At 69.6% G+C, this 25939-nt stretch carries 23 protein-coding genes and 1 pseudogene; 10 read left to right on the top strand and 14 right to left on the bottom strand.

The annotated features are described in order from the left end of the window. The first annotated feature begins 18 nt into the window (after positions 1 to 18). From CLV71_RS11580 to CLV71_RS11570, 3 genes are read left to right on the top strand one after another with little or no spacing between them, the layout of a single operon-like run. Complete coding sequence (locus CLV71_RS11580) at positions 19 to 480, top strand: MarR family winged helix-turn-helix transcriptional regulator (RefSeq protein ID WP_133902702.1); 462 nt, start codon at positions 19 to 21, stop codon at positions 478 to 480. Continuing rightward, positions 477 to 896, top strand: coding sequence for an organic hydroperoxide resistance protein (locus CLV71_RS11575; RefSeq protein WP_133902701.1), 420 nt, complete (start codon positions 477 to 479; stop codon positions 894 to 896). The genes CLV71_RS11580 and CLV71_RS11575 overlap by 4 nt, the downstream gene beginning before the upstream one ends. Further along, positions 896 to 1897 (top strand): NADP-dependent oxidoreductase, encoded by a 1002-nt coding sequence (locus tag CLV71_RS11570; protein WP_133902700.1) that lies wholly within the window; start codon positions 896 to 898, stop codon positions 1895 to 1897. Before CLV71_RS11575 ends, CLV71_RS11570 begins: the two co-directional genes overlap by 1 nt. Before the next feature lie 81 nt (positions 1898 to 1978). On the opposite strand, the gene CLV71_RS11565 is transcribed toward CLV71_RS11570, so the two are convergent. Together CLV71_RS11565 and CLV71_RS48420 are read right to left on the bottom strand one after the other, a co-directional pair. Then, on the bottom strand, positions 1979 to 2785 hold the full coding sequence (locus tag CLV71_RS11565) for a phosphate ABC transporter ATP-binding protein (protein ID WP_133902699.1): 807 nt from the start codon (positions 2783 to 2785) through the stop codon (positions 1979 to 1981). Next, positions 2782 to 3546, bottom strand: a complete 765-nt coding sequence (locus tag CLV71_RS48420) for a hypothetical protein (RefSeq protein ID WP_208297523.1) — start codon at positions 3544 to 3546, stop codon at positions 2782 to 2784. The genes CLV71_RS11565 and CLV71_RS48420 overlap by 4 nt, the downstream gene beginning before the upstream one ends. A 234-nt stretch (positions 3547 to 3780) precedes the next feature. Here CLV71_RS48420 and CLV71_RS11555 point away from each other — a divergent pair, with 234 nt between their 5' ends. Continuing rightward, complete coding sequence (locus CLV71_RS11555; RefSeq protein ID WP_133902698.1) at positions 3781 to 4809, top strand: type 2 periplasmic-binding domain-containing protein; 1029 nt, start codon at positions 3781 to 3783, stop codon at positions 4807 to 4809. A 90-nt stretch (positions 4810 to 4899) separates the two neighbouring features. On the opposite strand, the gene CLV71_RS11550 is transcribed toward CLV71_RS11555, so the two are convergent. The 8 genes from CLV71_RS11550 to CLV71_RS11515 form a co-directional block, all read right to left on the bottom strand. Continuing rightward, complete coding sequence (locus tag CLV71_RS11550; protein ID WP_166664051.1) at positions 4900 to 5913, bottom strand: esterase-like activity of phytase family protein; 1014 nt, start codon at positions 5911 to 5913, stop codon at positions 4900 to 4902. Positions 5914 to 6037: 124 nt separating this feature from the next. After that, positions 6038 to 6739, bottom strand: a complete 702-nt coding sequence (locus CLV71_RS11545) for a lytic transglycosylase domain-containing protein (protein ID WP_243866376.1) — start codon at positions 6737 to 6739, stop codon at positions 6038 to 6040. Beyond that, positions 6736 to 7716 carry a sortase domain-containing protein gene (locus tag CLV71_RS11540; protein WP_133902695.1) on the bottom strand — a complete coding sequence of 327 codons (981 nt, stop codon included), beginning with the start codon at positions 7714 to 7716 and terminating at the stop codon, positions 6736 to 6738. Before CLV71_RS11540 ends, CLV71_RS11545 begins: the two co-directional genes overlap by 4 nt. Further along, a complete protein-coding gene (locus CLV71_RS11535) occupies positions 7713 to 10430 on the bottom strand; it encodes a hypothetical protein (protein ID WP_133902694.1) in 2718 nt (905 codons plus the stop codon). Before CLV71_RS11535 ends, CLV71_RS11540 begins: the two co-directional genes overlap by 4 nt. Further along, positions 10427 to 12016: a substrate-binding domain-containing protein gene (locus CLV71_RS11530; RefSeq protein ID WP_133902693.1), complete on the bottom strand. Its 1590-nt coding sequence runs from the start codon at positions 12014 to 12016 to the stop codon at positions 10427 to 10429. The genes CLV71_RS11535 and CLV71_RS11530 overlap by 4 nt, the downstream gene beginning before the upstream one ends. 20 nt (positions 12017 to 12036) lie before the next feature. Next, positions 12037 to 13110 (bottom strand): phosphate ABC transporter permease PstA, encoded by a 1074-nt coding sequence (pstA, locus tag CLV71_RS11525; RefSeq protein ID WP_208297522.1) that lies wholly within the window; start codon positions 13108 to 13110, stop codon positions 12037 to 12039. Then, positions 13110 to 14096 carry a phosphate ABC transporter permease subunit PstC gene (gene pstC / locus CLV71_RS11520; RefSeq protein WP_133902692.1) on the bottom strand — a complete coding sequence of 329 codons (987 nt, stop codon included), beginning with the start codon at positions 14094 to 14096 and terminating at the stop codon, positions 13110 to 13112. The genes pstA and pstC overlap by 1 nt, the downstream gene beginning before the upstream one ends. 109 nt (positions 14097 to 14205) lie before the next feature. Beyond that, positions 14206 to 14595 carry a hypothetical protein gene (locus tag CLV71_RS11515; protein ID WP_133902691.1) on the bottom strand — a complete coding sequence of 130 codons (390 nt, stop codon included), beginning with the start codon at positions 14593 to 14595 and terminating at the stop codon, positions 14206 to 14208. A 218-nt stretch (positions 14596 to 14813) separates the two neighbouring features. On the opposite strand from CLV71_RS11515, the gene CLV71_RS11510 reads away from it, so the two are divergent. Both CLV71_RS11510 and CLV71_RS11505 read left to right on the top strand, forming a co-directional pair. Continuing rightward, positions 14814 to 15368 carry a PadR family transcriptional regulator gene (locus CLV71_RS11510; RefSeq protein ID WP_133902690.1) on the top strand — a complete coding sequence of 185 codons (555 nt, stop codon included), beginning with the start codon at positions 14814 to 14816 and terminating at the stop codon, positions 15366 to 15368. 159 nt (positions 15369 to 15527) lie between these two features. Then, positions 15528 to 16310: pseudogene (locus CLV71_RS11505) on the top strand (transposase family protein). 118 nt (positions 16311 to 16428) lie between these two features. Here the strand turns inward: CLV71_RS11505 and CLV71_RS11500 are convergent. From CLV71_RS11500 to CLV71_RS11490, 4 genes are all read right to left on the bottom strand, one after another. Further along, a complete protein-coding gene (locus CLV71_RS11500) occupies positions 16429 to 17028 on the bottom strand; it encodes a hypothetical protein (RefSeq protein ID WP_133902689.1) in 600 nt (199 codons plus the stop codon). 135 nt (positions 17029 to 17163) lie between these two features. Continuing rightward, positions 17164 to 17457 carry a hypothetical protein gene (locus CLV71_RS11495; protein WP_133902688.1) on the bottom strand — a complete coding sequence of 98 codons (294 nt, stop codon included), beginning with the start codon at positions 17455 to 17457 and terminating at the stop codon, positions 17164 to 17166. After that, positions 17411 to 17581, bottom strand: a complete 171-nt coding sequence (locus CLV71_RS50625; protein WP_424923876.1) for a hypothetical protein — start codon at positions 17579 to 17581, stop codon at positions 17411 to 17413. Before CLV71_RS50625 ends, CLV71_RS11495 begins: the two co-directional genes overlap by 47 nt. Before the next feature lie 31 nt (positions 17582 to 17612). After that, on the bottom strand, positions 17613 to 18263 hold the full coding sequence (locus CLV71_RS11490) for a DUF433 domain-containing protein (protein WP_133902687.1): 651 nt from the start codon (positions 18261 to 18263) through the stop codon (positions 17613 to 17615). A 125-nt stretch (positions 18264 to 18388) separates the two neighbouring features. Between CLV71_RS11490 and CLV71_RS11485 the strand changes: the two genes are divergently transcribed. The 4 genes from CLV71_RS11485 to CLV71_RS11465 all read left to right on the top strand — a co-directional run bounded on the left by CLV71_RS11485 (position 18389) and on the right by CLV71_RS11465 (position 25929). Beyond that, positions 18389 to 19942 (top strand): TIGR02677 family protein, encoded by a 1554-nt coding sequence (locus CLV71_RS11485; protein ID WP_133902686.1) that lies wholly within the window; start codon positions 18389 to 18391, stop codon positions 19940 to 19942. Further along, positions 19939 to 21126: a TIGR02678 family protein gene (locus CLV71_RS11480; RefSeq protein ID WP_133902685.1), complete on the top strand. Its 1188-nt coding sequence runs from the start codon at positions 19939 to 19941 to the stop codon at positions 21124 to 21126. Before CLV71_RS11485 ends, CLV71_RS11480 begins: the two co-directional genes overlap by 4 nt. Next, complete coding sequence (locus CLV71_RS11475; protein WP_133902684.1) at positions 21123 to 25229, top strand: TIGR02680 family protein; 4107 nt, start codon at positions 21123 to 21125, stop codon at positions 25227 to 25229. Before CLV71_RS11480 ends, CLV71_RS11475 begins: the two co-directional genes overlap by 4 nt. Positions 25230 to 25491: 262 nt before the next feature. Continuing rightward, the gene (locus CLV71_RS11465) at positions 25492 to 25929 is read left to right on the top strand and encodes a PIN domain-containing protein (protein WP_133902683.1); all 438 of its coding nucleotides are present in this window, start codon (positions 25492 to 25494) and stop codon (positions 25927 to 25929) included. The last annotated feature ends 10 nt before the right edge of the window (positions 25930 to 25939 follow it).

The raw sequence follows: 25939 nt of genomic DNA, 5'->3' as shown, positions 1-25939 counted from the left end.
TGCGTGTAACGTGAGGGCATGGCCGACGGACTGGAGCTGGAGAACCAGGTCTGCTTCGCGCTCTACTCCGCGACCCGCGCGGTCACACAGCTCTACCGGCCGGTGCTCGACGCACTCGGCCTGACCTATCCGCAGTACCTCGTGATGCTCGTGCTCTGGGAGTGCGGGCCGGTGTCGGTCAAGCGGCTCGGCGAGGAGCTGGCCCTCGACTCCGGCACGCTCTCCCCGTTGCTGAAACGCCTGGAGGCACACGGCTGCGTGCGCCGCGAGCGATCCACAGTGGACGAACGCTCGGTGCTGGTCCACCTCACCGCCGCCGGCGCCGCCCTGCGAGCCAGGGCGTGCGGCGTGCCGTGCAGGATCGCGGGCGCTACCGGCATGCCGCTCGTCGAGCTGGATGCGTTGCGACAGAACCTGGTGCGCCTGACCGAGTCGGTCACCGCCCACAAGCTGACACCGGAAGAAGGGGATCAACCGTGAACCCGCTGTACACGGCGAAAGCCACGTCCACCGGCAAGGGCCGGCTCGGCCACGTCGCGTCGTCGGACGGCGTGCTGGAGCACGACCTGTCCATCCCGAAGGAGATGGGTGGTCCCGGCGGCGACGGCACCAACCCGGAGCAGCTGTTCGCGGCGGGTTACGCGGCCTGCTTCCACAGCGCGCTGCAGGCAGTCGCGGGCCGGGACAAGGTGCGGACCAGGGACTCGTCGGTGACCGCCGAGGTGGGCATCGGCAAGGAGGGCGAAGGTTTCGGGCTGACCGTCGAGCTGGTGGTCTCCCTGCCGGGTGTCGAGGAGGACGTGGCGACGAAGCTCGTCGAGGCAGCACACCAGATGTGCCCGTACTCCAACGCGACGCGCGGCAACATCCACGTTGGCCTGCGGGTGGTCGCCTGATGTCCGTGACAGCACAGGAGATCCGGCTCAGGTCCCGACCGAAGGGCTGGCCGGACGACGACACGTTCGAGTTCGCCACGGTCGAGCTGCCCTCGCCGGGCGATGGCGAGGTGTTGGTACGCAACACGTTCATGTCGGTCGACCCGTACATGCGCGGCCGGATGAACGACGTGAAGTCGTACGTGCCGCCCTACCAGCTCGGCAAGGCACTCGAGGGCGGCGCCGTCGGCGAGGTCGTCGAGTCCAATGTGGAGGGGACGTCGCCGGGTGACCTGGTGCTGCACAACCTCGGCTGGCGGTCGCACGCGGTGGTGTCGGCCTTCACGAAGCTGCAGCCGATCGAGGGCGTGTCCCCGTCGCGGTTCCTCGGCGCGCTCGGCATGCCCGCGCTGACGGCGTACGTCGGACTGCTCGACATCGCGTCGTTCAAGCCGGACGAGACGGTGTTCGTGTCCGGGGCGGCGGGTGCGGTCGGGAACCTGGTCGGTCAGATCGCGAAGCTGAAGGGCGCCAAACGGGTCATCGGCAGCGCGGGCAGTGCGGAGAAGGTCGAGCACCTGACGTCGAAGCTGGGCTTCGACGCGGCGTTCAACTACCGCGACGGCAACGTGACCGAACTGCTGGCGGCCGAGGCGCCGGACGGCATCGACGTGTACTTCGACAACGTCGGCGGCGACCACCTCGAGGCGGCGCTCTGGTCGCTCAACACGCACGGGCGGGTCGCGGCGTGCGGCTCGATCTCCACGTACAACGAGGAGAAGCTGCAGCCGGGGCCGCGCAACCTGCACCTCATCGTCGCCAAGCGGCTGTCCATCCGAGGGTTCATCATCCTCGACCACGGCGACCGCTTCTCGGCCATGATGAAGGACGTCGGCGGCTGGCTGGCCGACGGTCAGCTGGTCGTGGAGGAGACGGTGGTCGACGGGCTGGACAACGCCCCGGCCGCCTTCCTCGGCATGCTCCGCGGCGAGAACACCGGGAAGATGATCGTCCGCCTCTGACCCGGCCCGGCCAAACGCACTGAAGGACGCCTTCGTAACGGCCAGCGTTACGAAGGCGTCCTTCAGTGCGCCCAGCGGCGGTCAGCCGAAGCGGCCGTTCACGTAGTCGTTGGTGCGCTCGTCCGACGGGCTGTCGAAGATCTCGTCGGTCGGCCCGGACTCGACGATCTGGCCCGGCGTGCCCTGCTCGGCGAGGAAGAACGCGCACTGCTGGGAGACCCGCGCCGCCTGCTGCATGTTGTGCGTCACGATCACGATCGTCACCTCGCTGCGCAGGAGGTGGATCGTCTCCTCGACCCGCCGCGTCGACGTCGGGTCCAGGGCGGAACACGGCTCGTCCATCAGGAGCACGTCGGGCCGCACGGCCAGCGACCGTGCGATGCACAGCCGCTGCTGCTGACCACCCGACAACGCGCCGCCCGGCTCACGGAGGCGGTCCTTCACCTCGTGCCACAGGCTCGCCCTCGTCAGGCACTCCTCCACCAGGTCGACCCGGCCGCCCCTGGACACCTTCGTACCCGTCAGCTTGAGCCCCGCCAGCACGTTCTCCGCGATCGTCATGGCCGGGAACGGGTTCGGCTTCTGGAACACCATGCCGATGCGCTTGCGGGTGTCCGTGATCCGCCTGCCCGGCTCGTAGATGTCCGTCTCGTCGAGGCGGACCTCCCCGGCCAGCGACGCCGACGGGACCAGCTCGTGCATCCGGTTGAGAATCCGCAGGAAGGTCGACTTCCCGCAGCCGGAAGGGCCGATCAGTGCGGTGACCTCGCCCGCCGCCATCGTCAGGTTCACCCGTTCGAGGACCTTGTGCGTCCCGAACCACGCCGACACGTCATGCGCGGACAGGGTCGCGCCGCCGACCGCGACCTGCGGAAACGTGAGCGTCATTCCTCTGTCCCGCCCCTGCGGACCAGGCGCGTGAGGCCGACGCCGTTCGCGAACAACACGAGTCCCACCCCCGCGATCGCGATCACCGCGACACCGGTCGACGCGAGACCGCCGTTGTCGGACGACGACGTGTTCGTGACGGCCTGCGTGGTGGTGGTCGTGGTCGGGTTGAACAGGGCGTCGGTCGTCGTCGTGGTCGGCGTGGTCGAGGACGTGGTGGTGGAGGACGTCGGAGTCGTCGTCCTCGTGGTCGGAGTGGTCGTCGTCGTGCTGCTCGTCGGCGAGGTCGTGGTCGTTGTCGTGGTGGTGGTCGTCGTCGTGGTCGTGGTGGTGGTCGTCGGAGGCAGGCAGGGGTTCTGGCTCGTGAACGGCCCCGCCACGGTCACCCCGTCGGCCTGGACGACCATCGTGTAAGTCCACTGCGCCGCGACGACGGCCGCGTTGTTGTCGCCGAAGTTGGCGTCGACCTTGGCGCCCGGCGCGACGGTCTTCGTCATCGTGTTGTTCGGGCGGCCGTCACTCCAGCTCCGCAGCACCGTGTAGACGATGCTCGGCGTGCCGGTCGCGTTGACGTTCTTGACCGACGCCCCGTACGTGATGAACTTCGCGCCCGTCGACGGGACCGTCCCGCACGTCACGTTGGACGTGACTTCCGGCGGCAGCGTCTGCGCGCTCGCCGGTGGTGGCTCGACGAGGAACAGCAACCCGACGCTGCCCACCATCATCGCCAGACCCGTTACAGCCGACCATCTTCCGCGCATGCCAGGTTCCCTTCGGTGCCGCACCGCGCGCAAGGTTGCTTGGTGCGAACCAACGTGCGGTGAACGCGAGGTTGTCTGGACACGCCGATTTCCCACGGGTGCCGTTGTTCATCGCGTCGCCGTGTCCCGCTCAGCGTGCCGACGCGATAACGCGGTGGTTACGAACGTGTGCTCAGGCGAGAGTCGAGTCGCGCCCTGACCGGGCGTACATCTTGCGGACAAGGAGAAAATCGTATGCGTTCGACCCTGCGCAGCTGCGCCGTCGTCGCCATCGGCGCCGCGGCAGCACTGAGCCTGGGCCTCGGTTCCGCCACGGCCGACCCGCACCTGCTCGACAACGGCAGCTCAGACCCTGCCGGTTTCGTGCCCTCCTCGGACGACCTGGTCGGCACCGGTTCGGACACGATCCAGTTCGTCACGGACCTCCTCGCGCGTGGCTACAACGCGCAGGGCGGCGTTCGGATCGCCTCGTACGACGCCACCAACCCGACCACCGGCCTGCCCGGCGGCAACATCATCCTCCGCGACCCGAACCAGGACACCACCCCGGCCGAGCCGCCGGTGGCGAACGGTGACGACATCGTCATCGCACGCCCGAACGGCTCGGGTGCGGGCATCACCACGCTCATCAACAACACGAACGTGGACTTCGCCCGCTCGTCACGCCCGTCGAACGGCACCAACGCCGAGGACGCACTGGCGTTCATCCCGTTCGCCTCGGACGGCCTCAGCTACATCGTGGACGACTTCTCGTTCGTGCCGACGAACTTCACGGCGGCCGACCTGCGTGACGTCTACACGTGCCAGCTGCCGGGTTACAGTGCCAAGCTCCCGCAGGCGGGCTCCGGCACCCGTTCCTTCTTCCTGCAGCAGATCGGCGTGACCGAGACCCAGATCGCCACCGCGGTCGCGGCAGGCTGCGTCGACGACACCGTGCAGGAGCACGACGCGAACGCCGTCGACAACGACCCGTTCGCCCTGGCGCCGTTCTCCTCGGCGCGTTACGTCTCGAACCCGCCCAACCCGACCAACCCGCCGAGCAACACGGTCACCCTGGCGAGCAACGTCGACCCGGGTGCGTTCAGCGTGAGCCGCGACGTCTTCCACGTGATCCGTGACAGCGCCGTCGGCACCGCCAGGTTCGACGCCGTCTTCGGCCCGAACGGCTACATCTGCCAGCAGTTCGCCGCCGCCCCCGGGAACACGATCGAGGGCTTCGTCGGCCTGGGCAGCCGCTGCGGCAACCCGAACCCCGACGTGTGATCGTGACGTTGGGTAAGTCGTAGTACAGAAACACGGGGCGGCCCGGACTTCACGTCCGGGCCGCCCCGCTGTGTTCGCGTGGTTCGTCGACTAGGACAGCGTGACCGCCAGCGCGACGAGCTGGGTGCGGCCGCCGCAGTCGTTGTCGGAGGCGAGAACCAGCGTGCGCTCGCCCGACTCGAGCGTCGGGCCCCACGTCATGCCCGCGAGGTTGGTGTCGTGGTGCAGGTGCAGGTCCGAGAAGTCCACCAGCAGCCGCTTGGTCATCGGCGTGTAGGTGGCGCCGATGACCGACGCGAACGGCAGGACGCTGCGGGCGCCGATCGTGCCGGCCTCGTACAGTCGCACCGAGTCGCGGCCGCGCGAGTCCACCGCGTGCTCCAGCACGAGGTAGTGGCTCGCGTCCACGGTCAGGATCTCGGCCAGTTCGTTGGTGCCGCGGCGCGGGGCCGCGTCCAGCTCGTAGGCGAGCTGGCTCAGCACCGCGCCGGTGGTGCGGTTGGCGAACGACACGCGGACCGTCGTGCCGCCGTCCTGCACCAGCGGCGACGCGAGTGCCGAGATGACCAGCGAGCCGGTCGGGTTGAAGGTCAGGCCCGCGACGCCGCCGCCGTCCCGCACGCCTTCGCCGGCCACCGCCGCGGTGTGTGGCGCCGCGGGGTACTGGGCGACGAACGTGCCGGTCGCGGCCGAGCGCTGCACCGTGCTGTCGAGCGTGGTGCGCCGGGTGCGCACGCCAGGGTTGGCCCAGAGGAGCGAGCCGTCGGCCGGGTCGACGCGCACGGCCTCGCCGCCCTGCGGGAAGCTCGTGCCGTCCGCCTCGCGGAGCTTGGTGGTCGTGACGCGGCCCTGACGGCCGAAGCCGGTGGCGGTCACCGGGAGGGTGGCGGAGTAGACCCGGGACTCGTCGTCCGAGATCGCCACGTAGCCACCGTCGAGGTAGTCGATGCCCGACAGGTTGTTCACGCCGGAGACGAGCTCCTCGTCCAGCACACGGAACGAGTAACCGTCCACGGCCACCACCGGGTCGGCGGACGCGATGCCCGGTACGACCACAGTGGACACCGCCGCGACGAGCGCGGCAGCGGTGAGTCGACGCTTCATTGAAGCCCTTTCGTTCTGGTCCGGCCGGGACCCGGCCGGACGGGCCCAATTCATCACCGCCAGATGAATGGCTCGCTACGCGCGAGTTGTCCGGACACTGCGAGAGCCTTCTCGCGACATTTCCTCAGCTGTGCCTGCTGCGTTCGGCGTAGCCGTTCGTGGCATCGAGAACGGCACGCAGATAGGAATCCGAGGAGTTGTACGACAACACCGCCGCACGCCATCCCTCAGCCGTCCTCAGTGGACCCGAGGCGCACAGGTACCGGCCGGCGGCCAGCGTGGCGTCGTCGATGTCCTGCGGGTCCGTGACGCCGTCCGCGTCGCCGTCGGCGGCCCACTCGCGCCAGGTGCCCGGGATGAACTGCATCGGGCCGACCGCGCGGTCCCACGCCGGGTCGCCGTCCAGTGCGCCGTCGTCCGTGTCCGGGATCGACGCCACGGCCGGAGATCCGTCGAGCGGGACGCCCACGATCGGGCGGGACGGGCGGCCGTTCGCGGTCAGCTCACGGTCGCCGTAGCGGCCGTGGTCCGACTCCACCGAACCGACTCCGGCCAGCGTGGCCCAGTCGATCCCGCACGACGGCAGCTCACTCGACAGCCGGAGCTGCGTCCGCGCGTAGGCGAGCAGTGCGCGGGGCGGGATGCCGGTCAGCGACGCGACCTGCCGCGCCCACGGCTCGTAGTCCGGCACCGGCGCGGGTGGCTCCGGGATCGTCGGCACCGTGAGCGGAAGCGGCGGGGCCGGCCTGAGTACCAGGTAGCACACGAAAGCACCGGGCGCGAGCAGTACCAACACCGCGACGGCGAGCAGGATCCGCTGTCTCACGCCAGGTTCGGCAGCAGCCGCCCGACCGACTCGTAGACGTACCACAGCACGGCGAGTGCCACCGGCAACCCGACCAGGTGCGTCTCCCAACGGCCCCAGCGCACCCGCGCCCACGCGATGGCGACCACGACCAGCACCAACGCCTGCAGCCACAGCACCAGGTTCAGCAACGCGGGACGGTCGGAGGCGAGGGACTTCTCCTCCGGCGGCACGATCGCCGGGTGGGTCGCCGCGGGTTGGGCGTCGCCACGCAGCAGGGCGTCCACGAACACCGTGTGCTCGGGCTGGAGCGGGTTCGAGCCCTCGGCGGTGACCATCGTGAGGCGGCTGCCGCCCTTGGTGACCGGTTCGATGTCCGGCAGCGGGTCGCCGTCGCGGCGCACGCCCTCGACGCGGTAGGTGAACGAGCCCTGGAACGTGACGACCGTGACGACGTCTCCGGGCCGCAGCTCGACGATGTCCTGGAACGGGCCGCCGAACGTCATGGACCTCCCGTACACCAGCGAGACACCCATCTGTCCCGGTAGGACGGTGTCACGCCGGTGCCCGGGGCCCGCCATGAGGTCACCGGAGCTGGTGCCCTCGACGACCACCTCGTTGAGGCCGAGGCGCGGGATCGCCAGCATGGCGACCGGTGCGCCCGCCGGGATCACCGCGTCCTCGCCGTCGTCGTAGATCGGCGGCACCTGGCGCTCGATGGTGCCGTCGGCGCTGACCTCCGCGCCCGCGTAGGGCGGCACGCCTTCCGCGATCGGGCCGCGCAGCTGCGAGTAGAGGACGTCCTGGTTCGCGTCCTGCTCGATCGGGGTCAGCAGCAGGAGGTAGCCGACGAAGCCCAGCACGCCGACGGAAACCAGGGTGAGGGCACGCGTGACGAGCCGTGCGCCGAAGGGCGTGACGGGGGCAGGCGCCGAGGGCGGAGACGGCGGAACCGGTGGTGCCACCGTTTCCCGCGGACGTGCTTCGGTCGCGGTCATCGACGCAGTGCCGTTCTGATCAGGCGGCGGACGGGGTGGTCGTGCCGGGTCGCCGCGCCGACGACGAACGCGGCGAGTGCGGCGAGCACACCGAGGCCGAACAGCAGCGGCAGCGTCCAGCGGGACCACCACGAGCCCGCGCCCCGGGTCTGCGCCACCGAACGGGGGTCGCCCTCCTTCGCCTCGTCGTCAGCGGTCTGCGCCGGGCCGACACCGGAGTTCGCGTTGCCGTTCAGGTTGTCCACAGTGGAGTCGGTGTTCGTACCTGGACCGTCGCCGAGTGGGCCGTCCTCAGGCGGCGGCGGGACCTCGCCCTTCTGCTCGCGCACGGCCCGGGCCGCGTCGAGTGCCTGCTGACGCAGGTTCGGTGTGAGCGGGTCGTAACCCGGTGGCAGGTCGGTGATGTTCTCGCCGGGGTGCTGGCCGTCGGTGGCCATGAACTCGATGAAGTCGGCGTACTGTGCCGCGACACCGGTCGACATCCCGGACGACGGCACCGCGGTGAACGCGATCATCGTGCCGGGGTAGGCGTTCCCGGTGACGCGGCCGTAGTCCAGCTCGATCGTGCCGGTCGTCTTGTCCTGGACCGCCGCGCCCAGCGCGTTCACCATCGTGCCGGGGTCCGGCGCGACCGCCTGGCCGCCCGCGTTGACGAGCTTCGCCGTCGGCAGCTCGTACAGCCGCGCGTGCGGGACCGTCGTGACCGACAGCATGGCCCGTTTGCCGAAGTCGGCCGGGGTCACCTTCGTCTCCGAGTAGATCCGGTCGAGGTCACCGTTCTGCGTCGGCACGTCGGTGAAGCCGCAGATCGGTGTCGCGGAGCCGCGCCGGTCGAGCAGCGCGGTCGCCGACGCCTCGGCCGAGTTCGTGATGTTGGCCTGCCTGGTCAACAGCGGCGTGCCGAACTGCCCGTCGCACTCGTCGCCCGCACCCGGCACGTTGTAGTACTGCGGCTGCTGTTCCGACGAGTCGGGGCGGTGCGGCTTGGGCGGCCGCGCCTCCTGGTCGAGCAGGCTGTACAGCTCGTACTCCCCCGTGCCCTGCCACACCGGGTTCACGACCATGCCCTGCTCGTCCGCCTTGCCGTCCAACCACGCCCGCGCGACCGGGTCGGCGACGATGTAGCGGGTCAGGTCCACGATGATGTCCGACTGCACCTGGAAGACCACCGGCGCGAGGTAGGTCTGGAACTGGTCGGCGAGCACGCCGCGGCTGTTGCGCAGCTTGAGGTCCGGGTTCAGCGCGACGAACTCCTGGTCCTCCCAGATGCTCGACGGGTTGTGGAACAACGCGGGATGCTCCCAGTAGAAGCCGTTTCCGTTGCCTGCCGCAGTGATCGCGGCCACCTGGTCCGGTGCGCCGGTGAACCTCGTGCGGGCGTTGCGGATCGCGTCGGTCACCTTGCTCGGCGTGTAGCTCTGCGTCAGAAGCTTCGCGAGCAGGCGGGGCGACAGCGTCATCTCCTGTATCTGCCTGCCGTCGGCGTCGTCGGCCGTGAACGCGACGGTGAACCCGGTGAGCGCGCTCGGCGCGTGCACCACCGGTCTCGGCGAGTCCGTGACCGGCTGGGTGGTCAACACCGCGTTCTGACCGTAGGAGTCACCGAGCATCGTGGTGAACTGCCTGCGGCCGTCGTACTCCGAGCCCTGCGTGTACAGCGGCAGGTAGTCCGCGGAACGCAGGCCCGCGCAGTAGGCACTGCCCCACCGCTGTTGCGCGACGTCCGCCAGCTCCGAGCCGAAGACGGGCAGAATGGGTCGTTGGTCGTGCACGCTGCACGTGTCCGGGTCCGGCGCGAACTCGATCGGCACGACGAAACGGTTGCGCCAGTTGGACTCCGCGAGCCACTCCCGCTGTGACACCCAGTTGTTGATGGTGTTGGTGCCACCAGCGGCGCCACCGGGCTCGGTACCCAGTGGCGCGCCACCGCATTCGGCCGGTGCGCCCTCCGCACATGCCATGTCCATGACGGGCACGACGACGATCGAGCACTTCTCGGTGTCCGTGCAGCCGAGGCTCGGCTGCGAGACCCGTTGGCGCACCTCGAAGAGGAACTCGGCGCCGCCGTCGGTCCTGATGGGCACGCTGCGGGTGGCGAGCACGCTCGTGCCCGCGTCCGCGGTGTCCGGCGGCGGGTAGCTCTTCCTGGCCGGCTCGTCGAGCCACGGCTGGCCCGTGGCGTCGACGGTGCCTTCCCAGAGGTAGTTCGTGCCGTCCTGGGCGACGAACGGGACCTGCTCGATGGTGAGCAGGTTCCGCATCTTCTCGTTGAAGTCCGCGCCGGGGATGCCCGTCGTGTTGCCCGGCCCCGCCAGCAGCCGCGCCCGGTCCCGCCAGTCCTGCGACGCCGCCTTGTCGTACCCCGGGTAGTAGACGCTGCGCCGCTCGTTGGCACACGTCTCGGGCGTCGGGTCCGTGCCGCGGCACTGCATCACGACGACCGGGTACTCGAGGTAGGTCCCGTTGTTCACGATGTTGTTGGCGTTGTAGGTCGGTTTGAAGCCGTCCAGGTCGATCGCGACCTGCTGGCGGTTGAACAGGTTCGAGGTCCTGCTGACCTTCACCGTCGCGTCGAAGGACTCGGACCGGCCCGCGTTGGCGATCTGCTTGGTCTGGTCGTACGCCCAGCTCCCCTGCTGCGCCTGGGCCGTCCCGACAGTGAGCGGCGCCGCCGCGATCACCACGACGAACGCGACCCTCGACCACCGTCTCATGACTGCTCCCGCTCACGCCTGCGCCGGAGCGCACGCACGACGAACGGCGGCACCAGCAGCACCAGCAGCAGCTGCGCCACCGCGATCGCCGCGAGGCCCTTGGTCATCCCGTCGGAGCGGAAGGCGGCCAGCTCGGTCGCGCTCCCCGCGAGGTCGGCGCCGCTCCCGTCGGCCTCGTCGCCGACCGGCAGTCCCGTCTCGGGGTCCACATCGGACGCCGTGGCGTCGCCGTTCGTCGCGGTGCCGTTCGTGCCCGCCCCGTTCTCGCCGCCGCCGTTCCCGGTTCCGTTGCCGGTCCCGTTCCCGCCGCCGGTGTCTCCGGTGCCCTGTCCCGGCTCGCACGGGCCCGCACCCTGCTTGTCGCACGGCGGCGGCTGGGGTGCCTCGCGGGCGAGCTTGTTGCTGCCGGGGTCGCCGGGGTCGAACGTCGGGTTGCCGCAGCGGCCCACGTCCGCGTCCTGGACGGTGGCGTGCGGGATCTTCTTCACCTGGTCGAACCCGGCACGCACGAGGTTCGCGGGCAGTGGCGAGTACCCGAGCGCGGGCATCGCGCCCTGGCCCTGGCACAGGAAGTAGTACATGAAGTCGGACATGGTCCGGCCCTTGCCCGCGGTGATCCGCTGGTCGCCCTTGCCGACGATGGGGATGATCGCGTAGGAGTACGACGAGAGCGGGTAGGTGCGCGGGTCGTTGAACCGGTAGACCTGGTCGAGCACCTGGGTCAGGTAGTTCTGGTCCTGCGGGTTGTTGTTGATCTGGGCGCGGGTCAGCGCGACGGCCACGTTGAAGTGCGTCGGCTCGACGTAGTAGCCGCCGTTGTTGAGCACCTTCGCCACCGGGAAGTTCCGCGCTCGCGCGTAGGAGTACTCGACGTAGGTGATCGCGCCGTCACCCGCCGCGGCGGCCACCGCGCCCGCGACGCGGTCGGAGCCGGTCTGCGAGGTCATCAGCGGCGCCTTGTCTTTCTTCACCGGGTAGTAGGACGTCAGCTCCTCCTGGCAGCCGCAGTACGGCCGCCAGATGGCGCCCTGCTCCGAGCCGAGCCAGCGGGTGAACTGGGCCGTGGTGCCGGAGCCGTCGCCGCGCACGATCGGGATGATCGGCTTGTCCGGGAAGGCGCGGCCGTTGTTGTCCGCCTTGATGGCCGGGTCGTTCCAGTTGCGGATGCCGCCGGTGAAGATCTTCGCGATCGTCGTGCCGGACAGGCGAAGCCCCCGGTAGAGCTGGCCGCCGACCCGCAGCTGGTACATGAACGACGTGCCGCCCGCGACGATCGGCATGTAGGCGTAGTCGCGGTTGGGAGACGAGTCGGGCTGCCCACGGTCACTGCCCTGGAAGGGGATCTCGGACACGCCGAAGTCGTTCTGGCCGTCGGCGAACTGCCTGCGGCCCGCGGAGGAGCCGACGCCGGAGTACGACACGGTCAGGCCGTTGCGGCGGACGTCCTGGACCCACTGATCGAGCGCGTTCTGGCTCCACGTGGAGCCGGACCCGGTGATGGCCTCGTAGGCGGGTTGCGCCTGCGCCTGGCCACCGGTGGACAGCACGGTCGCCGCCACGATCAGTGCGACGAGCCAGCGTTGCATTGTTCCTGCTCCCTTGGGGTTCACGAGCGGCGCCGGCCTGCTGCGGCCAACCTTGCGATGACGAAGACGAGGAGCACCAGCGTCATCAGCACGGCGGCCGCGCCGAACGCTCGGGTCTGGAACAGCGGCTCCGGCGAGCGCGCGAGCGTGTAGGCGAACAGCGGCAGCGACACCATCGGGCCCTCGAACGGGTTCGCGTTCAGGAAGGTGGTGTAGCCGGCGGTGATCAGCACGGGCGAGGTCTCGCCGATGCCGCGGGCGATGCCGAGCACCATGGCGGTCGCGAGCGCGGGCCGCGCGGTGGGCAGCACGACCTTGCGGACCGTCTGCCACTGCGAGGCGCCGAGCGCGAGGCTCGCCTCCCGCAACCCGTTCGGGACGACGCGGAGCACGACCTCCGAGGACCGCGCGATGATCGGCAGCATCATCACGCTGATCGCGAGCGAGGCCGCGAAACCGTTGCGCTGCACGTCGAAGGTGAGCAGCAGTGCGATGTAGACGAACAGCCCGCAGACGATCGAGGGCAGCGCGGTCATGGCTTCCACGACCGTGCGGACGACACGCGCGAGCTTGCCGCCGACCTCGGTCATGAACACCGCGCAGCCGATCCCCAGTGGCAGCGTGATCGAGATGGCGATGCCGATCTGGATGGCGGTGCCGACGATGCCGTGCAGCACGCCGCCTGTGGTCAGCGGGTCGTGCGGCCCCGCGGTCAGGTCCTCGGTGAGGATGTTGGGGTGGATGAACGCGGGCGCGCCGCGGACGAAGACGTAGCCGATGACGAGGGCGAGCGAGCCGCCGACAATGAAGGCGCTCGTCCTGATGAGCGCGCCCGCGATCCGGTCGGTGACGGCGGGTGCGGGGTGGCGGTAGGCCGAGACCAGCGCGTACAGCAGGATGAACGTGACGTACCAGCAGACGACGAAGCCGAAGGAGCCGGACAGCGGCAGGATCCTGTCGTACAGCAGGGAGATCAGCGCGAGGGCGCCGAGTGCCGCGCCGAGCGGGGCCACCCGGTCGTCGATCGTCCTGCCCCGCAGGTCCCGCTTGACCTCCGGTGTGTCCACCGTGGATCGTTCGAGCGTCGCGGTCATCAGATCTCCGTGTCCGCTCCGCTGCGGCTGCGGGTCACGATGACCGCCGCGATGCTGTTGGTGACGAGCGTGATGACGAACAGCACGAGGCCGGCGGCCAGCAGGCCCGCGAGCTGGATGCCGACGGACTCGCCGTAGCGCGTGGCGATCAGCGCGGGCACGGTGATGGTGCCGTTCTCCAGGATGCGGACCTTCACCTCGAACAACGGCGCGATGATCAGCACCACGGCGATGGTCTCGCCGAGCGCGCGGCCGAGCGCGAGCATCGTGCCGCCGATGATCCCGCCCCTGCCGAACGGGAGCACGACCGAACGGACCATGCCCCAGCGGGTCGAGCCGAGTGCGTACGCCGCCTCGCGTTCTCCCTGCGGCGCCTGGTCGAACACCTCACGCATGACCATGCAGGCGTACGGCAGGACCATCATCGCGACGACGAGGGCGGCGATGAGTGCCGAGGCGGCGTAGCGGGACTGGGCGAAGACGGCCGCGTCCGGGTCGGTGTCGACCTGGAAGACCGGGATGAACCCGAGCATGTCGTGCAGCCAGCGGGAGACGTACACCATCTCGGGCTGCAGCAGGTACGCGCCGAAGAGGCCGTAGATGACGCTGGGCACCGACGCCATCAGGTCGACCATGGCGATGAGCCACCGCTTGGCCTTCGGGGCCGCGTACTGCGAGATGTAGAGCGCGGTGCCGAGCGCGAGCGGGAACGCCACGATCATCGCGATGGTGGCGACGGTGATCGTGCCGACGAGCACGGCGGCGATCCCGAGTACGCGCGCTTCCGGATTCCAGTCCACGGTCGTGAAGAAACCCAGGCCGAACTCGCGGAATGCCGGGGTGGCCTCGATGGCGAGGAAGATCCCGATGCCGCCCATGACGAGCAGCACCAGTGTCCCCAGCCCTCGGGCGGTGCCTCGGAAAACCCGGTCGCCCAGGGTGCGGCCGACCCGCAACCGCCTCGGCCGGTCGATCTCGGTGGTCACGTGCGCCTTCCCGCCAGGTTTTCTCGTGCGCCGGAAAGAAAACCCGGTACGAGTGGCGAGGTGAGGGCCGCATGGTGAACGAGGAACGAACGCGTGGTCACCGTGTATGTCACCGGGTGCCCGTGCGGGACGGACCAGGTCTTTCCCGCACGCGGTCCGGCACCGTCACCACACCGAGCTGCACGTGGGCCGTGGTGGCGGCGCGGATGAAACGTTTCGCCGCGCGCAGTGCGTCGAGGCGTCGCGCGAAGCCGGAGGCGGACACGGCGATCAGCACGCCCGCGTCGTGGATCCGCCAGTACCACAACCGATCGTCGGCGACCATGAAGGTGATGTCCGCCGTCGCCACGACCTCTCTCGCGCGTTCCGCACCGGATACCGCCTTGGCCGGTGTCGGCGAGCCGGTCGCGGCCATGCCGATAAGCCGGTTGTTGCCGCCCAGCAACATCCAGCCGATGGTCCCGTCGGGTAATCGCCGAAACCGAAATCGCGGGGTCACGCCGTCCTCCATCTGCTGGGGAAACAAACCCCGACGTGATTGCCGGCGGGTTTCCCTCCATGAATTTCATCGGAACCAGAGCTAACCCGAGGCGATTTCCCGGTGAACCAGACACGCCAGTGCGGTGAACCAGACACCATCTGTCGCACCACTCGGCCAAGTGGTCACCAGGGTTTCCGCGTTGCGCGGTACATACCGAGTATGCATACTCAGTATCCATGTCCGTCAGGTACGGCCTGCTCGCTCTCCTGGGTCGGGAGCCGATGCACGGCTATCAACTACGCACCGAGTTCGAGTGCTCCACGGGACTGACGTGGCCGCTCAACATCGGCCAGGTGTACTCGACCCTGTCGCGGCTGAGCCGCGACGGCCTGATCGAGGAGACGGACGAGGCTCCTGAGCCGGGCAAGGTCGTCTACCGGCTGACGACGGCCGGGCTGACGGAGCTGGGGGAATGGTTCACCACGCCGGTCGCTCCCGCGGAGCACCCGCGCGAGGAGCTGGCCATCAAGGTCGCGCTGGCCCTGTCCACCCCCGGTGTGGACGTGTCGGCCGTGCTTCAGGGCCAGCGCACGGCAACCCTGCGCAAGCTGCGTGAGCTGACCCAGCTGAAGGCGAAGGCCGACGACACGGCCGACGAGGCCTGGCTGCTGGTCCTGGACCTGATGATCTTCCGGGCGGAGTCGGAGGCCCGCTGGCTGGACCACTCCGAGACGCGCCTCGCCCGCACGCGGCGGCGAGCGCCCACTTCCCTGCCGGTGGATGTCCAGTAGGAAGCAGTGAGCCGTTCCATCTTGGTCTGGATGTGTTGGTGGGTAAGGGGGTGTAGCTCGCAGGCGGGCTGATCATCGGCGTGTCGATGCCGGGAACGTGGCGAAACCTCTGGTAGGACAGCAATCGACCAAGATGGAGATACTACGCAAGGGCTTCGCATGCTGTTCTACCAAGCCGCACTACCATTGTCACGTCAGACCCTGACCTTGGTGTCCGGCCTGCTCCGCGCTCACCGCCGGAAGATCGGCTCGCAGTGGCGCAAGCTCAACACCAGTTAGCAGGCGCTGCTGGTGCTGGTGTACTTGCGCATAGGTGAACTGTTTGCCGAGGTCGGCGCCGGGTTCGAGGTATCCGCCACGACGTGCTAGCGGTATGTGCACGAAGCCGTCGAGCTGCTGGCCGCGCGGGCACCCAAGCTGCGAGCGGTACTGCGCAAACCCAAGCGCGAGGGCATGGCCTACGTGATCATCGACGGCACGCTGATCCCCACCGACCGTATCGCCGAGGATCGGCCTTTCTACTCGGGTAAGCACCGGCTGCACTGGATGAACCTGCAGGTGATCGCCTCCCCGGACGGAACGATCCTGTGGGTCTCGGGCGAGGTGCCCGGCAGCACTCATGACACCGCCGCCGCCCGAATCTGGCAGATTCTCACCGCGCCGCGCGATGCTGGGCTCATCGCGCTGAGCGACAAGGGATACCACGGCTATGACGAGACCGGCCAGCACGTGATCACCCCGTACAAGGGCCGCAACAAGCCCGAGTCCCAGAAGGACGCCAATCGCGCCCACGCCCGGCTACGCGGCCCCGGCGGACGCGCCAACGCCCAACTCAAGTCCTGGCGCATCCTGCGCAAGCTCCGCTGCTGCCCCCGACGCGCCGGCCAACTCGCCAAAGCCATCCATGTCCTACAGGACCACGAGATCACCGCCGCCGGATGAAAACGCTCAGTGACGCCGATCGGGGTAATCAGGGTCAGTCGATGCGGCGACAGCATGGCGACCGCCCGCACAACACCGACAACCGCACTCTGTGCAGACACCCTTGCGCAGCGCGTTCCTACTGACCAAGCGGTCCCTGCCACACCGTCGCGTCAAAGCGGATGTACTGGGGTTGGTCGTCGGGGGTGGGCGTGTGTGTGATCATCAGTAGAGCGATGCGATGCTTGTCTGTCGTGACACAGATCTGCGATCCGTTCACCAACTGATCCAGGCCGACGCTGCCCGTGTAGCGGGTTGCACTCCGGCATTCGTCGTAGGTCAGCGCAGGACCCGGCGGGAACAGCACAAGGTGATAGTTCGGCGTGGTCAGTTCGCCGGTGTTGGTGCCGATGGTTTCGAGGAACTCCAGTGGCGAGTAGTCCCGCACCTTCGGTGGATCGACGTCCAAGTCGGCTGCGTGAAAGCTGGTCAGCTCGATGCCCGTGTAGTGCCCCAGCATGGCCCCGCCGGTCAGTCCCTGGGTGCTGGTCCCAGAGGCTCTCGCCGTGATCGAACTTCGTGATTCGGCGGTGGAGGGGCCGCCGGCGTTTGGGCTGCTGGACGGCGGACTGCTTCCACCGCTGGTGACGACGGGGACGATGATCGCAACGACCGCTCCCACCACGCCGGCTACCGCTCCAATGGCGGCCCATCTGAGTGACCAGCGACTCTCGGCCATCGGCTAACCCCTCGCCGCAACTGCCTGGGATACCGGTGTACCACAACCACATCGCGTGCGGCTCGTGTGTGCTGCCGGGCACAGCAAGAAGCGGAGGCCGCATCACGGGGCCTCCGCTTTCTTGACAGCGAGAAACTACATCTTTATCTCACTGAGCTTGGCCATCACCGCCTTCTTGCGTGCCTCGTAGACGTCGCGCTCCGCTTCCGTCGCCTCGGCACCGCGCCGGCTGAGATAGGCCGCGGTGCGGGTGAGGCTGTTCATCTCGGTGAGCGGGGTGTGTTCGGGCAGGTTGGCCGAGACCATGCGGTCTTCGACGCCTGCGTGGCGGGCGTTGTGCCGAGCGCCGTGGTTCTCCTCCACGTGTCGCAGGCACCACTGGTCAAAATCGGCGGCTGTCTCGTCGGGATCGGTGGTGCCGTCCGGCATTCGGCTGGCCAGGAACCGTCCGCAGCGCTCCCATGACCTCGTCCTCGACGTCCTGGGCGTCGTTGGGGAAATGCTCCGCTGTTCGATGCACCCGCCAGCCAAGCTCGGCAAGCCCTTCCGCCACGCGACGCCCGAGTCCACGATCCAGGAAGAACTCAGGCTGCTCGGGCGACACGGCAGAGCGCCTCAACCTGTTCTCTGGACAACCCGTACTCGTAGGCGACGTCTTCCAGCGACTCGCCCGCCAACCAGAGGTCCACGATCGCGTCCACCGGAACCTTCGTCGACGCGACCACGGGCGCTCCCCATCCGAAGCGAGGGTCGATGGTCACGGGAGCGACGTCGGGGTACTGCCGGAGTCGCAGGCTGCTCGCGTAGCCGTCTTTCGCGTCCCAGTCGACGTAGAGGAGGTAGTCGTCGATCAGGTCGCGGAACGGACGCTGTCCGTCACCTGCCCGCGCGAGGTCGTCATGTGCGTAGTGCACGAAGATGTCGACTCCGTCGGTGGCGATCTTCTTGGTCGCGAGCGCATACGGTGTGTCGAGGACACGGCGAACCTCGGCAGCGGCCTCCCGGATCTTCGCCTTCGTCAGACCCGACTCGCGAAGCGCCCGCAGGACGTACGCCTCCACGACGGCGATGAACGGCACCGAAGGCCAACCACGCTTCTCCGGCACCACGCGATGCACGAGTGGTACGCCGTCGGCCTCGTCCCTGAGCCAGTGGTACACCGTCGACTCCGGGATCCAGAGGTGACGTGCGACGTCCTTCGGCGTCAGCAACGGGTCGGTGAACCTGTCAACCACGTCCTCTCCCAACCGTCGGCCCCATGATCCCACACGAGTACGCCCACCTGGCCGGAGTGACATCCCCCATCCGGGTGTGCACCAGGCACCGGTTTCGGTCGGGGGGCGCGGGTATGGTGCCCCCCATGGCATCGGACGCTCCCGCCGGTCAGGCGGCGGACGAGGCGCGCCGGCTCAAGCTGTACGCCTACCTGGATGCGCGCGAGCACAGGCGCACCTACCTGTGGATCATGCGGCTGTTCGCGTCGACGTTGCTCGCGGACCTCTCCGCCGGTGAGGTGTCCGCCGCGCTCTCCCCCGCCGAGCGCCGGGGTGACATCGCCGCCGGCGAGTCGCGCGTGGAGAACGTCATCACCCGGCTCAAGCAGCTCGTCGAGTGGGGGAACCTCGTCGCGGGTCGCCGGGAGGTGGTCGCCTCGTCGATCGCCGAGTTCCAGCACGGCTCGGTCCGCTACCAGGTCAGCAAGCTGGGCGTCCGCGTCCAGCGGGACGTCGACGAGCTGCTCCGCACCACCGAGGGCGCCCGCGAGGTGTCCCGCGAGCTTCTCCCCGCCATCGCCGCGGGGCTCGACGAGCTGCTGGCCCGGCTCTCCCGCGCTAGCCACGAGCACGGGCGCGACCCCCACTCCGACACCGCGGCCAAGGCCGTCGAGCGGATGGCCGAGCAGGTCACCACCCTCTTCCTCCAGCACGGCGAGCTGGCCGCCACCGTCCGCGACTTCTACGCCTACCTCGGCCAGGTCGTCACCCGCTACCACCTGGCCTCCGCCGAGATCTCCGGGTTCCGCAACCTGCTCGTCGAGTACATCCAGATGGTCGTCGAGGACGTCCTGCGCTACACCCCCACCATCGCCGAGATCCTCACCCGCGACGAGTTCTCCGGCGCCACCACACACCTCCTGCGCCTGCTCACCCCCTCCGGCTCCCTCGGGCGGGACGTCGAACGCGCCAGGGGCCGCGCCGCGGCCGACTGGCGGGAGCTGACCGACTGGTTCGTCGACCGACCCGGCCGACCCTCCCAGGTCACGGCACTGCGTGAGGCCACGGCCCGCGCCATCGGCACCCTCCTCGCCACCGTCAAGCGCGCGACCTCCGGCGGCGGGCCCGAGCCCGGCAGGCGGGCCGAGCTGCTCACGCTGGCCAAGTGGTTCGACGAGTCGACCCAGGACCAGGCCCACACGCTCGCCGCGGCCGCGTTCGGGCTGCACCCCGCCCGCCACATCTCCCCCGCCCCGGAACACGACGGCGACGACGAGCAGACGCCGTGGGCCGACGGACCCGCGGTCGACGTGCTGGTCACCGTCCGCAGCCGGGGCGAGCGGACCAGGGGCCGCACCTCCCGCATCCTCGACAACCCGCTCGGCCGCGAGCAGCTCCTCGCCGAGGCACGCAACGCCGACGCCAGGCACGCGGCCGCCGTCGCCGAGCTGGCCTCCTCCGGCGGACGCCTCGACGGCGTGACGCTCTCCGCCGACGCACTCGGCACCCTCTGCGGCCTGCTCACCGACGCCATGGCCCAGCGTGAGCGCCCCACCGACGAGGGCGCCGCCGTCGACCCCGTCGGTGGCCTGACCCTGCGCCTCACGCCGAGGACCGGCAACACCGCCGTCATCCACACCTCAGGCGGCAGGCTGGAGATACAGGACACCGCCGTCGAGTTCAGTACGAGTCACGTATGAACACAGACGTCCTCGACCGGCTCAGTGAGATCGACCAGGCCGACGTCGTCCGCTGCGCCAGGGCGCTCCTCAAACGCCCGCTCCTGCGTACCGGCGGGCCGGAAAGCGACCTCCTGCCGCTGATCTACCGCCACCGCGCCACTCTCGCCGAGCTGTTCGCGGGCGTGCTCGGCTACCGCCTGGTCGTCGAGCGCCGGTTCGCGCGCCTCTACAAGGCAGGCCCCGGCAACGACCCCACCCGCGGCGAACCCAGTCTCACCCCGCGCGGCTACGCCTACCTCGCCCTGTGCCTTGCCTCGCTCACCGGCGTGGGCCAGCAGACCCTCCTCTCCCGCCTGGTCACCGACATCCGCTCGGCTGCCGGCCAGGCAGGCATCCGGGTGTCCGACGCCCTCGGCGAGCTGCGGGCCATCGCCTCCGCACTGCGCTACCTCGTCGTCCTCGGCGTCCTCAGCGAAACGGAGGGCACGGTCACCGGCGACGAGGAGGCCCTGCTCACCATCGACACGACGCTGCTCGGCCAGCTGGTCGCCGGCCCGCTCGGCGTGGCGACCACCCCGACCGAGCTGGTCACGCTGGCCGCGAGGCCCGGCCCACGCGGGGTCGAGCACGCACTGCGGCGCAGGCTCGTCGAGAACCCCGTCACCCACTACGCCGACCTCGCCGACGACGAGGCCGCCTGGCTGCGCAAGCGTGCCCGTCAGGAGTCCCGGCTCATCGAGCGGTGCTTCGGGCTGGTCACCGAGGTGCGCCAGGAGGGCATCGCGGTCACCGACCCGGAGGACTACCTCACCGACGTGTCCTTCCCCGGCCAGTCGACGGTCGCCCGCGTCGCCCTGCTGGCGCTCCCGGAGCTGCTGCGCGCCGGCGAGGCCGCCGACGGCTGGGTCGCCGTGACCGTCGAGCAGGTCACGACCGTGTGCGACGAGCTGGTCGACGCCTACCCGGCCGCGTGGTCGAAGCTGATGGTCGCGAGCCTGCCGAAGCTCGCCGACGACGTCCTGCACCTGTTGCTGTCACTGGGTCTCGCGCGGCCGGGCGAGGGCGTCTGGCTGCTGAGCCCCGCCGCGCACCGCTGGGTGCCGGAGCCGGACGGGGCACCCCGGCACGCCGAGGAGCCGGAGCCGGTGCTCGAGCCGGAACCGGGCTGGTCGCTTTTCGATCATGAGGGGGAGACGCCGTGAGCGAGCCATCGGCCCACGAGGTACCACCCACCCGCTGGACGCTTCATCGCGGCGGCATCGTCAACGTGTGGCAGTACGCGGTCGAGGAGTTCGACCTGTCCGGCGGCCGGGTGATCTTCCAGGGCACCAACGGGTCCGGCAAGTCCCGCACGCTCGAGCTGCTGCTCCCCCTGTGCCTCGACGGCGACCTGCGCCAGATCGGCTCCAAGGGCTACGACACGGTCAGCATGCGGCGGCTCATGCTCGACGACTACACCGGCGGCCCGAACCGCATCGGCTACGCGTGGATCGAGCTGCGCCGCACGGCCGGTGCCCGCGAGGAGTTCCTGACCAGCGGCATCGGCATCAAGGCCTCCGCCAACTCGCAGGCGATCGGCGACTCGTGGCGGTTCGTCACCGACCGGCGCGTCGGCGAGGACTTCCACCTGGTCGTCGACGGCACCCCGGTCGGCGCGACGCAGCTGCGTGACCTGCTCGGCGCCGACTGCCTGCACGACGAGGAGCCGTTCCGCGCGCGGATCGCCGAGCTGGTGTACGGCATCCCGGCCGTCCGCTACGCCGATCTCCTGCACCTGCAACGGACTCTGCGCAACCCGGATGTCGGGCTGAAGGTCCTGGAGGGCCAGCTCGAACAGATCCTGTCCGACTCGCTGCCGCCGCTGGACCCCGCGGTCGTCGAGCAGCTGGCGCGGTCGTTCGAGGACCTGGAGTCCATTCGCGACAACATCCGCACGCTCGGCGCGGCCGACACCGCGCTCCAGCGGTTCCTCGCGAGCTACGCCGGCTACGCCTACAGCTCGCTGCGGTCGGCAGGCAGGCGGTCGGTGGACGCGGCGAAGGAGCTCGCCGGCGCCCGCAACGAGATCACCAAGCTCACCGCACGGCTGATGGACGAGGAGAAGGCGGCCGAGCAGGCCGAGACCGAGGTCGCGGCGCTCGAGGAACAGGAGCTGACGCTCGAGGGCAAGATCGACTCGCTGAAGTCCTCCCCCGCCTACGACAGCCTGCGCGACCTCGCCGACCGCAAGCGGGTGGTGTCCGCGGCGCGGCAGGCGGCGGTGAGCGCGCTCAAGCAGCTCCGAACGCAGCGCGAGCACACCGAGCAGCTGGTCGACTCGGTCGTCGCCGAGCTGGCCCGGTTCACCGACGACACCAGCCAGGCCGCCGAGCTGGCCGACTCGGTGCGGTCACGCATGCGCGAGGCAGGGCTCGACCCCCGCCTGTGCCCGACGGTCCCGACCGTGCCGGAGGCGGCGGCGACCGAGGTGGCCGAGACCGTCCGCACCTCGCTCGACCCCGAGGCCGAACCGGAGGAGACGACCAGGCGCACGCCGCCGGACCTCGCGCCGCACTGGCTGCGTGCGGCGCTCGCGGACGCCGCCGAGCAGGCCGGACAGACGGTCGCGGTGCTGAAGGAGCGGTGCGCGGTCACGCTCACGCTGCTGGAGCGGGCCAGGGAGCTGGACACCGAGAAGTCCGAAGTGGACCGGCTGCAGCGCGAAGCTCGCGAGGCGCAGCTGGAGGCGACCGAGTCGGTCGGCAGGCGCAACGAGGCCGCGCAGCGACTGGAGGACGTGGCCGCGAGCTGGCACACGGCCGCACTGCACTGGTCGTCGTCCGGGCCGCTCGCCTCGGTGTCCACTTCGGACGAGCCGGAGCTGGCGCCGCCGCCGCTCGCGGACCTGACGAGTGACGTGGACGCGGCCCGTGGCGCGACCGAGCGGGCGCACGCGTGGCTGCGTGGCAGGCTGCCCGCCCCGCACGCCGAGGTGGTCCGCGCGTCACGTGCGGTGGACGAGCTGGACGAGCGGATCGAGGAGGCCGACGCGGAGCTGGCGTCGCTGCAGTCCGGTGTCGACCCGGAGCCCGCGCTGCCGAGGTCCACTGTGGAACGCTCACCGGACGACGGCGAGGCGTTCTATCGCCTTGTCGACTTCTCGCCGTCACTGTCGCCGGAGGACAGGGCGGGCTGCGAGGCCGCGCTGGAGTCCTCCGGGCTGCTCAACGCGTGGGTGACCGCGGACGGCACGCTCACCGACGCGGCGAGCCGGGTCCTGACCGCGGTCGTGGCAGGCCCCTCGGTGTCGCCGTCGCTGGCGGACGTGCTGGTTCCCGCCGCGCCGCCGGGCTCGCCGGTGTCGACGGACCTGGTGACGCGACTGCTCTCGCGGGTCGGCCTGGACAGCGACGCGGGTCTGTCGGTCTCGCTGGACGGCCGGTGGCGGGCCGGTGTGCTGACCGGCGCGATGACCAAGCCCGCGGCGGAGTTCGTCGGTGCCGGCGCGCGGGAGACCGCGCGGCACAGGCGGATCGGCGACCTGTCGGCGTCGCTCGCCCTGCTGGCGGACGAGCGTGAGCTGGCCGCGAAGGCGCTGATCGTGGCGCAGGAGCACGCGGCGGCGTGGGAGCACCACATCGACGGCTACCCCGACGACCGCGAGGTCCTCGCCGCACACGTGACGCTGCGGGCGGCGAGCCGGGCGGCGGACGACGCGAGCGCGAAGGCGTTCTCGTTGCGGGACAAGAACTCCGGTGGCGCGGACCGGCACAGGGCGCGGCAGGACGCGTTGCTGACCGACGCCCGCGCGGCAGGCCTCGACGCGACGGCGGAGTCGCTGCAGATGGCCCGCGCGGCGGCACTCGAGGCGCGCACGACGGCAGAGCAGCTGGCGTCGGCACTGACCAAGCGGTGCCTGGGCGGCGTCGACAGTCTCACGAGGTCGCTCGACAACCACGCCAGGGTGGACGCCGAGCTGGCGGACGTGCAGGCGGGCGCGGACCGCGCGTGCCTGGACCACGCCCAGGAGCAGGCGGGCTACGAGGAGCGCGTGAAGGCTATCGGCGGCGCGGCCGAGCAGCTGGAACGTGAGCTGTCGGCGACGGAGGAGGAGCGCGCGGCGGTCCGGGGACGGCTGCCGGACATCCGTCAGAAGGCGACGGACGCACGCGTGCGGGCAGGCAAGACCCAGACGCAGATCGACACGAAGCAGGCGAAGACCGTCGAGCTGACGGACCGTGAAACCCTGGCGCGCCAACGTTTCGTCGACGCACTCGCGGCAGACGGCGTGTGGCCCGCCGCGGTGGCGCAGGACCTGCCGGACGACCCGGCGGAGGCGTTCACGGTCCTGACCGCGAACCCGCGCGACGGCGTCTCCGAGGACACGGTCCTGAGCAACCTCCAGACGCTGCAGTCCACGTTGGCCGGCAGCCACGACGTGATCGCCCAGCGCTCCGGCGACATGCTGACGGTGACGGTCACGGGTGCGCAGGGTCCGCAGCCGGTGGCGGTTGCCGCCCGCGAGGTGGCACAACGTCTTGCCGCGCAACGGGACCTGCTGTCCGAGGAGTACCAGCAGATCTTCGACGCGTTCATGCTGCGGGACCTCGCGGACAAGTTGGCCACACAGATCGAGGTCGCGGACGACCTGTGCCGCCGCATGAACGAGACCCTCGACGTGGCGCGGTCGAGCCAGGGCGTGCACGTCCAGCTGGACTGGCAGCCGGCGCCGGACCTCGACGAGGACATGCGCCAGGCGATCACGCTCATCCGCACCCCGTTCGCCAAGCGCGGCGACGGCCAGGACGAGACGCTGCGCACGGCGCTGACCGAGCGGATCACGTCGGAACGCGACGGCCACTCCGGCGACTACGCGGAGGTGCTCGCCAGGGCGCTGGACTACCGGACGTGGTACCGCTTCACAGTGCGGGTCAAGGACCTCGGGCCGGACGGGTCGCCACGCACGCGCCGCATGCGGCAGCTGTCGTCCGGGGAGACCCGCCTGATCTCGTACGTGACGCTGTTCGCGGCGGCGTCGGCGTTCTACGACGCGGTGAGCACGGCCGCGGGGCAGGGCAGCTCGATCCGGCTGGTGCTGCTGGACGAGGCGTTCGAGCGGTTGGACGAGCCGACGATCGCGCGCATGCTCGGTCTGTTGGTGGATCTGGACATGGACTGGATCATCACGTGGCCGAGCGGGTGGGGCCTGTCGGAGAAGATCCCGCGCATGCACATCTACGACGTGCTGCGCCCCAAGGGCGGCAGCGGCATCGCGTGCACGCACGCCATCTGGACGGGCAGAGCCATCACGGACGATCCGCGCTGACGTTCGCGACGTAAGAACGGGGGCAACCTCGGTGCTCGCATCCGCCCTGACAGTCACCGGCAGCCTGGTGCGGTCGCCCAGGTGAGTCACGGAGACAGCCCGGGCAGTAACACTGAGTTACAACGCTTGAAGCCACTGCGGTCGATGACGATGAGGATGTCGATGTTGTTCTCGAGAGGCTACGAACGGCACGCCATGAGGTGGCGAAACGTCGTCGGAGTGCCTCGCGCTGAATAGATCATCATCATGGCACGATATCGCCATGTTCCCGGCACTGCTCGACACCTGCGTGCTTTGGCCTAACCGGCAACGCGACTTCCTGCTTTCACTCGCGATTGAAGGTACATACCGGCCAGTGTGGTCAGCGCCGATCCTTGACGAACTCAGGTACGAAGAGACCCAAAAGTTGATCGAGCGCGGCGTCGAGCCTCAAGAGGCAGGTTGCCGCGCCCAATATCTCATCACTCAGATGAAGCACGCCTTCAACGATGCCGAAGTACGAGGTTGGGAAGGGCTCGAAGGCTCATATGACCTTCCCGACCCAGACGATGAACATGTCTTGGCAGCAGCTGTCATTGGTGGAGCTGGGGCTCTCGTCACGCACAACGTCAAGGATTTTCCTTCAAAGAAGGTTCCGGCCGACATCCAGGTCAAGTACAAAATGACGCAAGCCGTCAGCCTGATCCGGCGGTTGATCTGATCCCGCCGGC

The organism is Actinophytocola oryzae (assembly GCF_004364325.1).
Taxonomy (GTDB): Bacteria; Actinomycetota; Actinomycetes; order Mycobacteriales; family Pseudonocardiaceae; genus Actinophytocola; species Actinophytocola oryzae.
This window is presented reverse-complemented; position numbering and strand designations above follow the sequence as displayed.

Excerpts from the sequence above, each read along its gene's own strand:
- CLV71_RS11530 (WP_133902693.1), bottom strand. The coding sequence starts at position 12,016 with ATGCAACGCTGGCTCGTCGCACTGATCGTGGCGGCGACCGTGCTGTCC.
- CLV71_RS11500 (WP_133902689.1), bottom strand. The coding sequence starts at position 17,028 with ATGGCCGAGAGTCGCTGGTCACTCAGATGGGCCGCCATTGGAGCGGTA.
- pstA (WP_208297522.1), bottom strand. The coding sequence starts at position 13,110 with ATGACCGCGACGCTCGAACGATCCACGGTGGACACACCGGAGGTCAAG.
- CLV71_RS11495 (WP_133902688.1), bottom strand. The coding sequence starts at position 17,457 with ATGCCGGACGGCACCACCGATCCCGACGAGACAGCCGCCGATTTTGAC.
- CLV71_RS11485 (WP_133902686.1), top strand. The coding sequence starts at position 18,389 with ATGGCATCGGACGCTCCCGCCGGTCAGGCGGCGGACGAGGCGCGCCGG.
- CLV71_RS48420 (WP_208297523.1), bottom strand. The coding sequence starts at position 3,546 with ATGCGCGGAAGATGGTCGGCTGTAACGGGTCTGGCGATGATGGTGGGC.
- CLV71_RS11580 (WP_133902702.1), top strand. The coding sequence starts at position 19 with ATGGCCGACGGACTGGAGCTGGAGAACCAGGTCTGCTTCGCGCTCTAC.
- CLV71_RS11555 (WP_133902698.1), top strand. The coding sequence starts at position 3,781 with ATGCGTTCGACCCTGCGCAGCTGCGCCGTCGTCGCCATCGGCGCCGCG.
- CLV71_RS11570 (WP_133902700.1), top strand. The coding sequence starts at position 896 with ATGTCCGTGACAGCACAGGAGATCCGGCTCAGGTCCCGACCGAAGGGC.
- CLV71_RS11540 (WP_133902695.1), bottom strand. The coding sequence starts at position 7,716 with ATGACCGCGACCGAAGCACGTCCGCGGGAAACGGTGGCACCACCGGTT.
- CLV71_RS11565 (WP_133902699.1), bottom strand. The coding sequence starts at position 2,785 with ATGACGCTCACGTTTCCGCAGGTCGCGGTCGGCGGCGCGACCCTGTCC.
- CLV71_RS11510 (WP_133902690.1), top strand. The coding sequence starts at position 14,814 with ATGTCCGTCAGGTACGGCCTGCTCGCTCTCCTGGGTCGGGAGCCGATG.
- CLV71_RS11480 (WP_133902685.1), top strand. The coding sequence starts at position 19,939 with ATGAACACAGACGTCCTCGACCGGCTCAGTGAGATCGACCAGGCCGAC.
- CLV71_RS11550 (WP_166664051.1), bottom strand. The coding sequence starts at position 5,913 with ATGAAGCGTCGACTCACCGCTGCCGCGCTCGTCGCGGCGGTGTCCACT.
- CLV71_RS11465 (WP_133902683.1), top strand. The coding sequence starts at position 25,492 with ATGTTCCCGGCACTGCTCGACACCTGCGTGCTTTGGCCTAACCGGCAA.
- CLV71_RS11535 (WP_133902694.1), bottom strand. The coding sequence starts at position 10,430 with ATGAGACGGTGGTCGAGGGTCGCGTTCGTCGTGGTGATCGCGGCGGCG.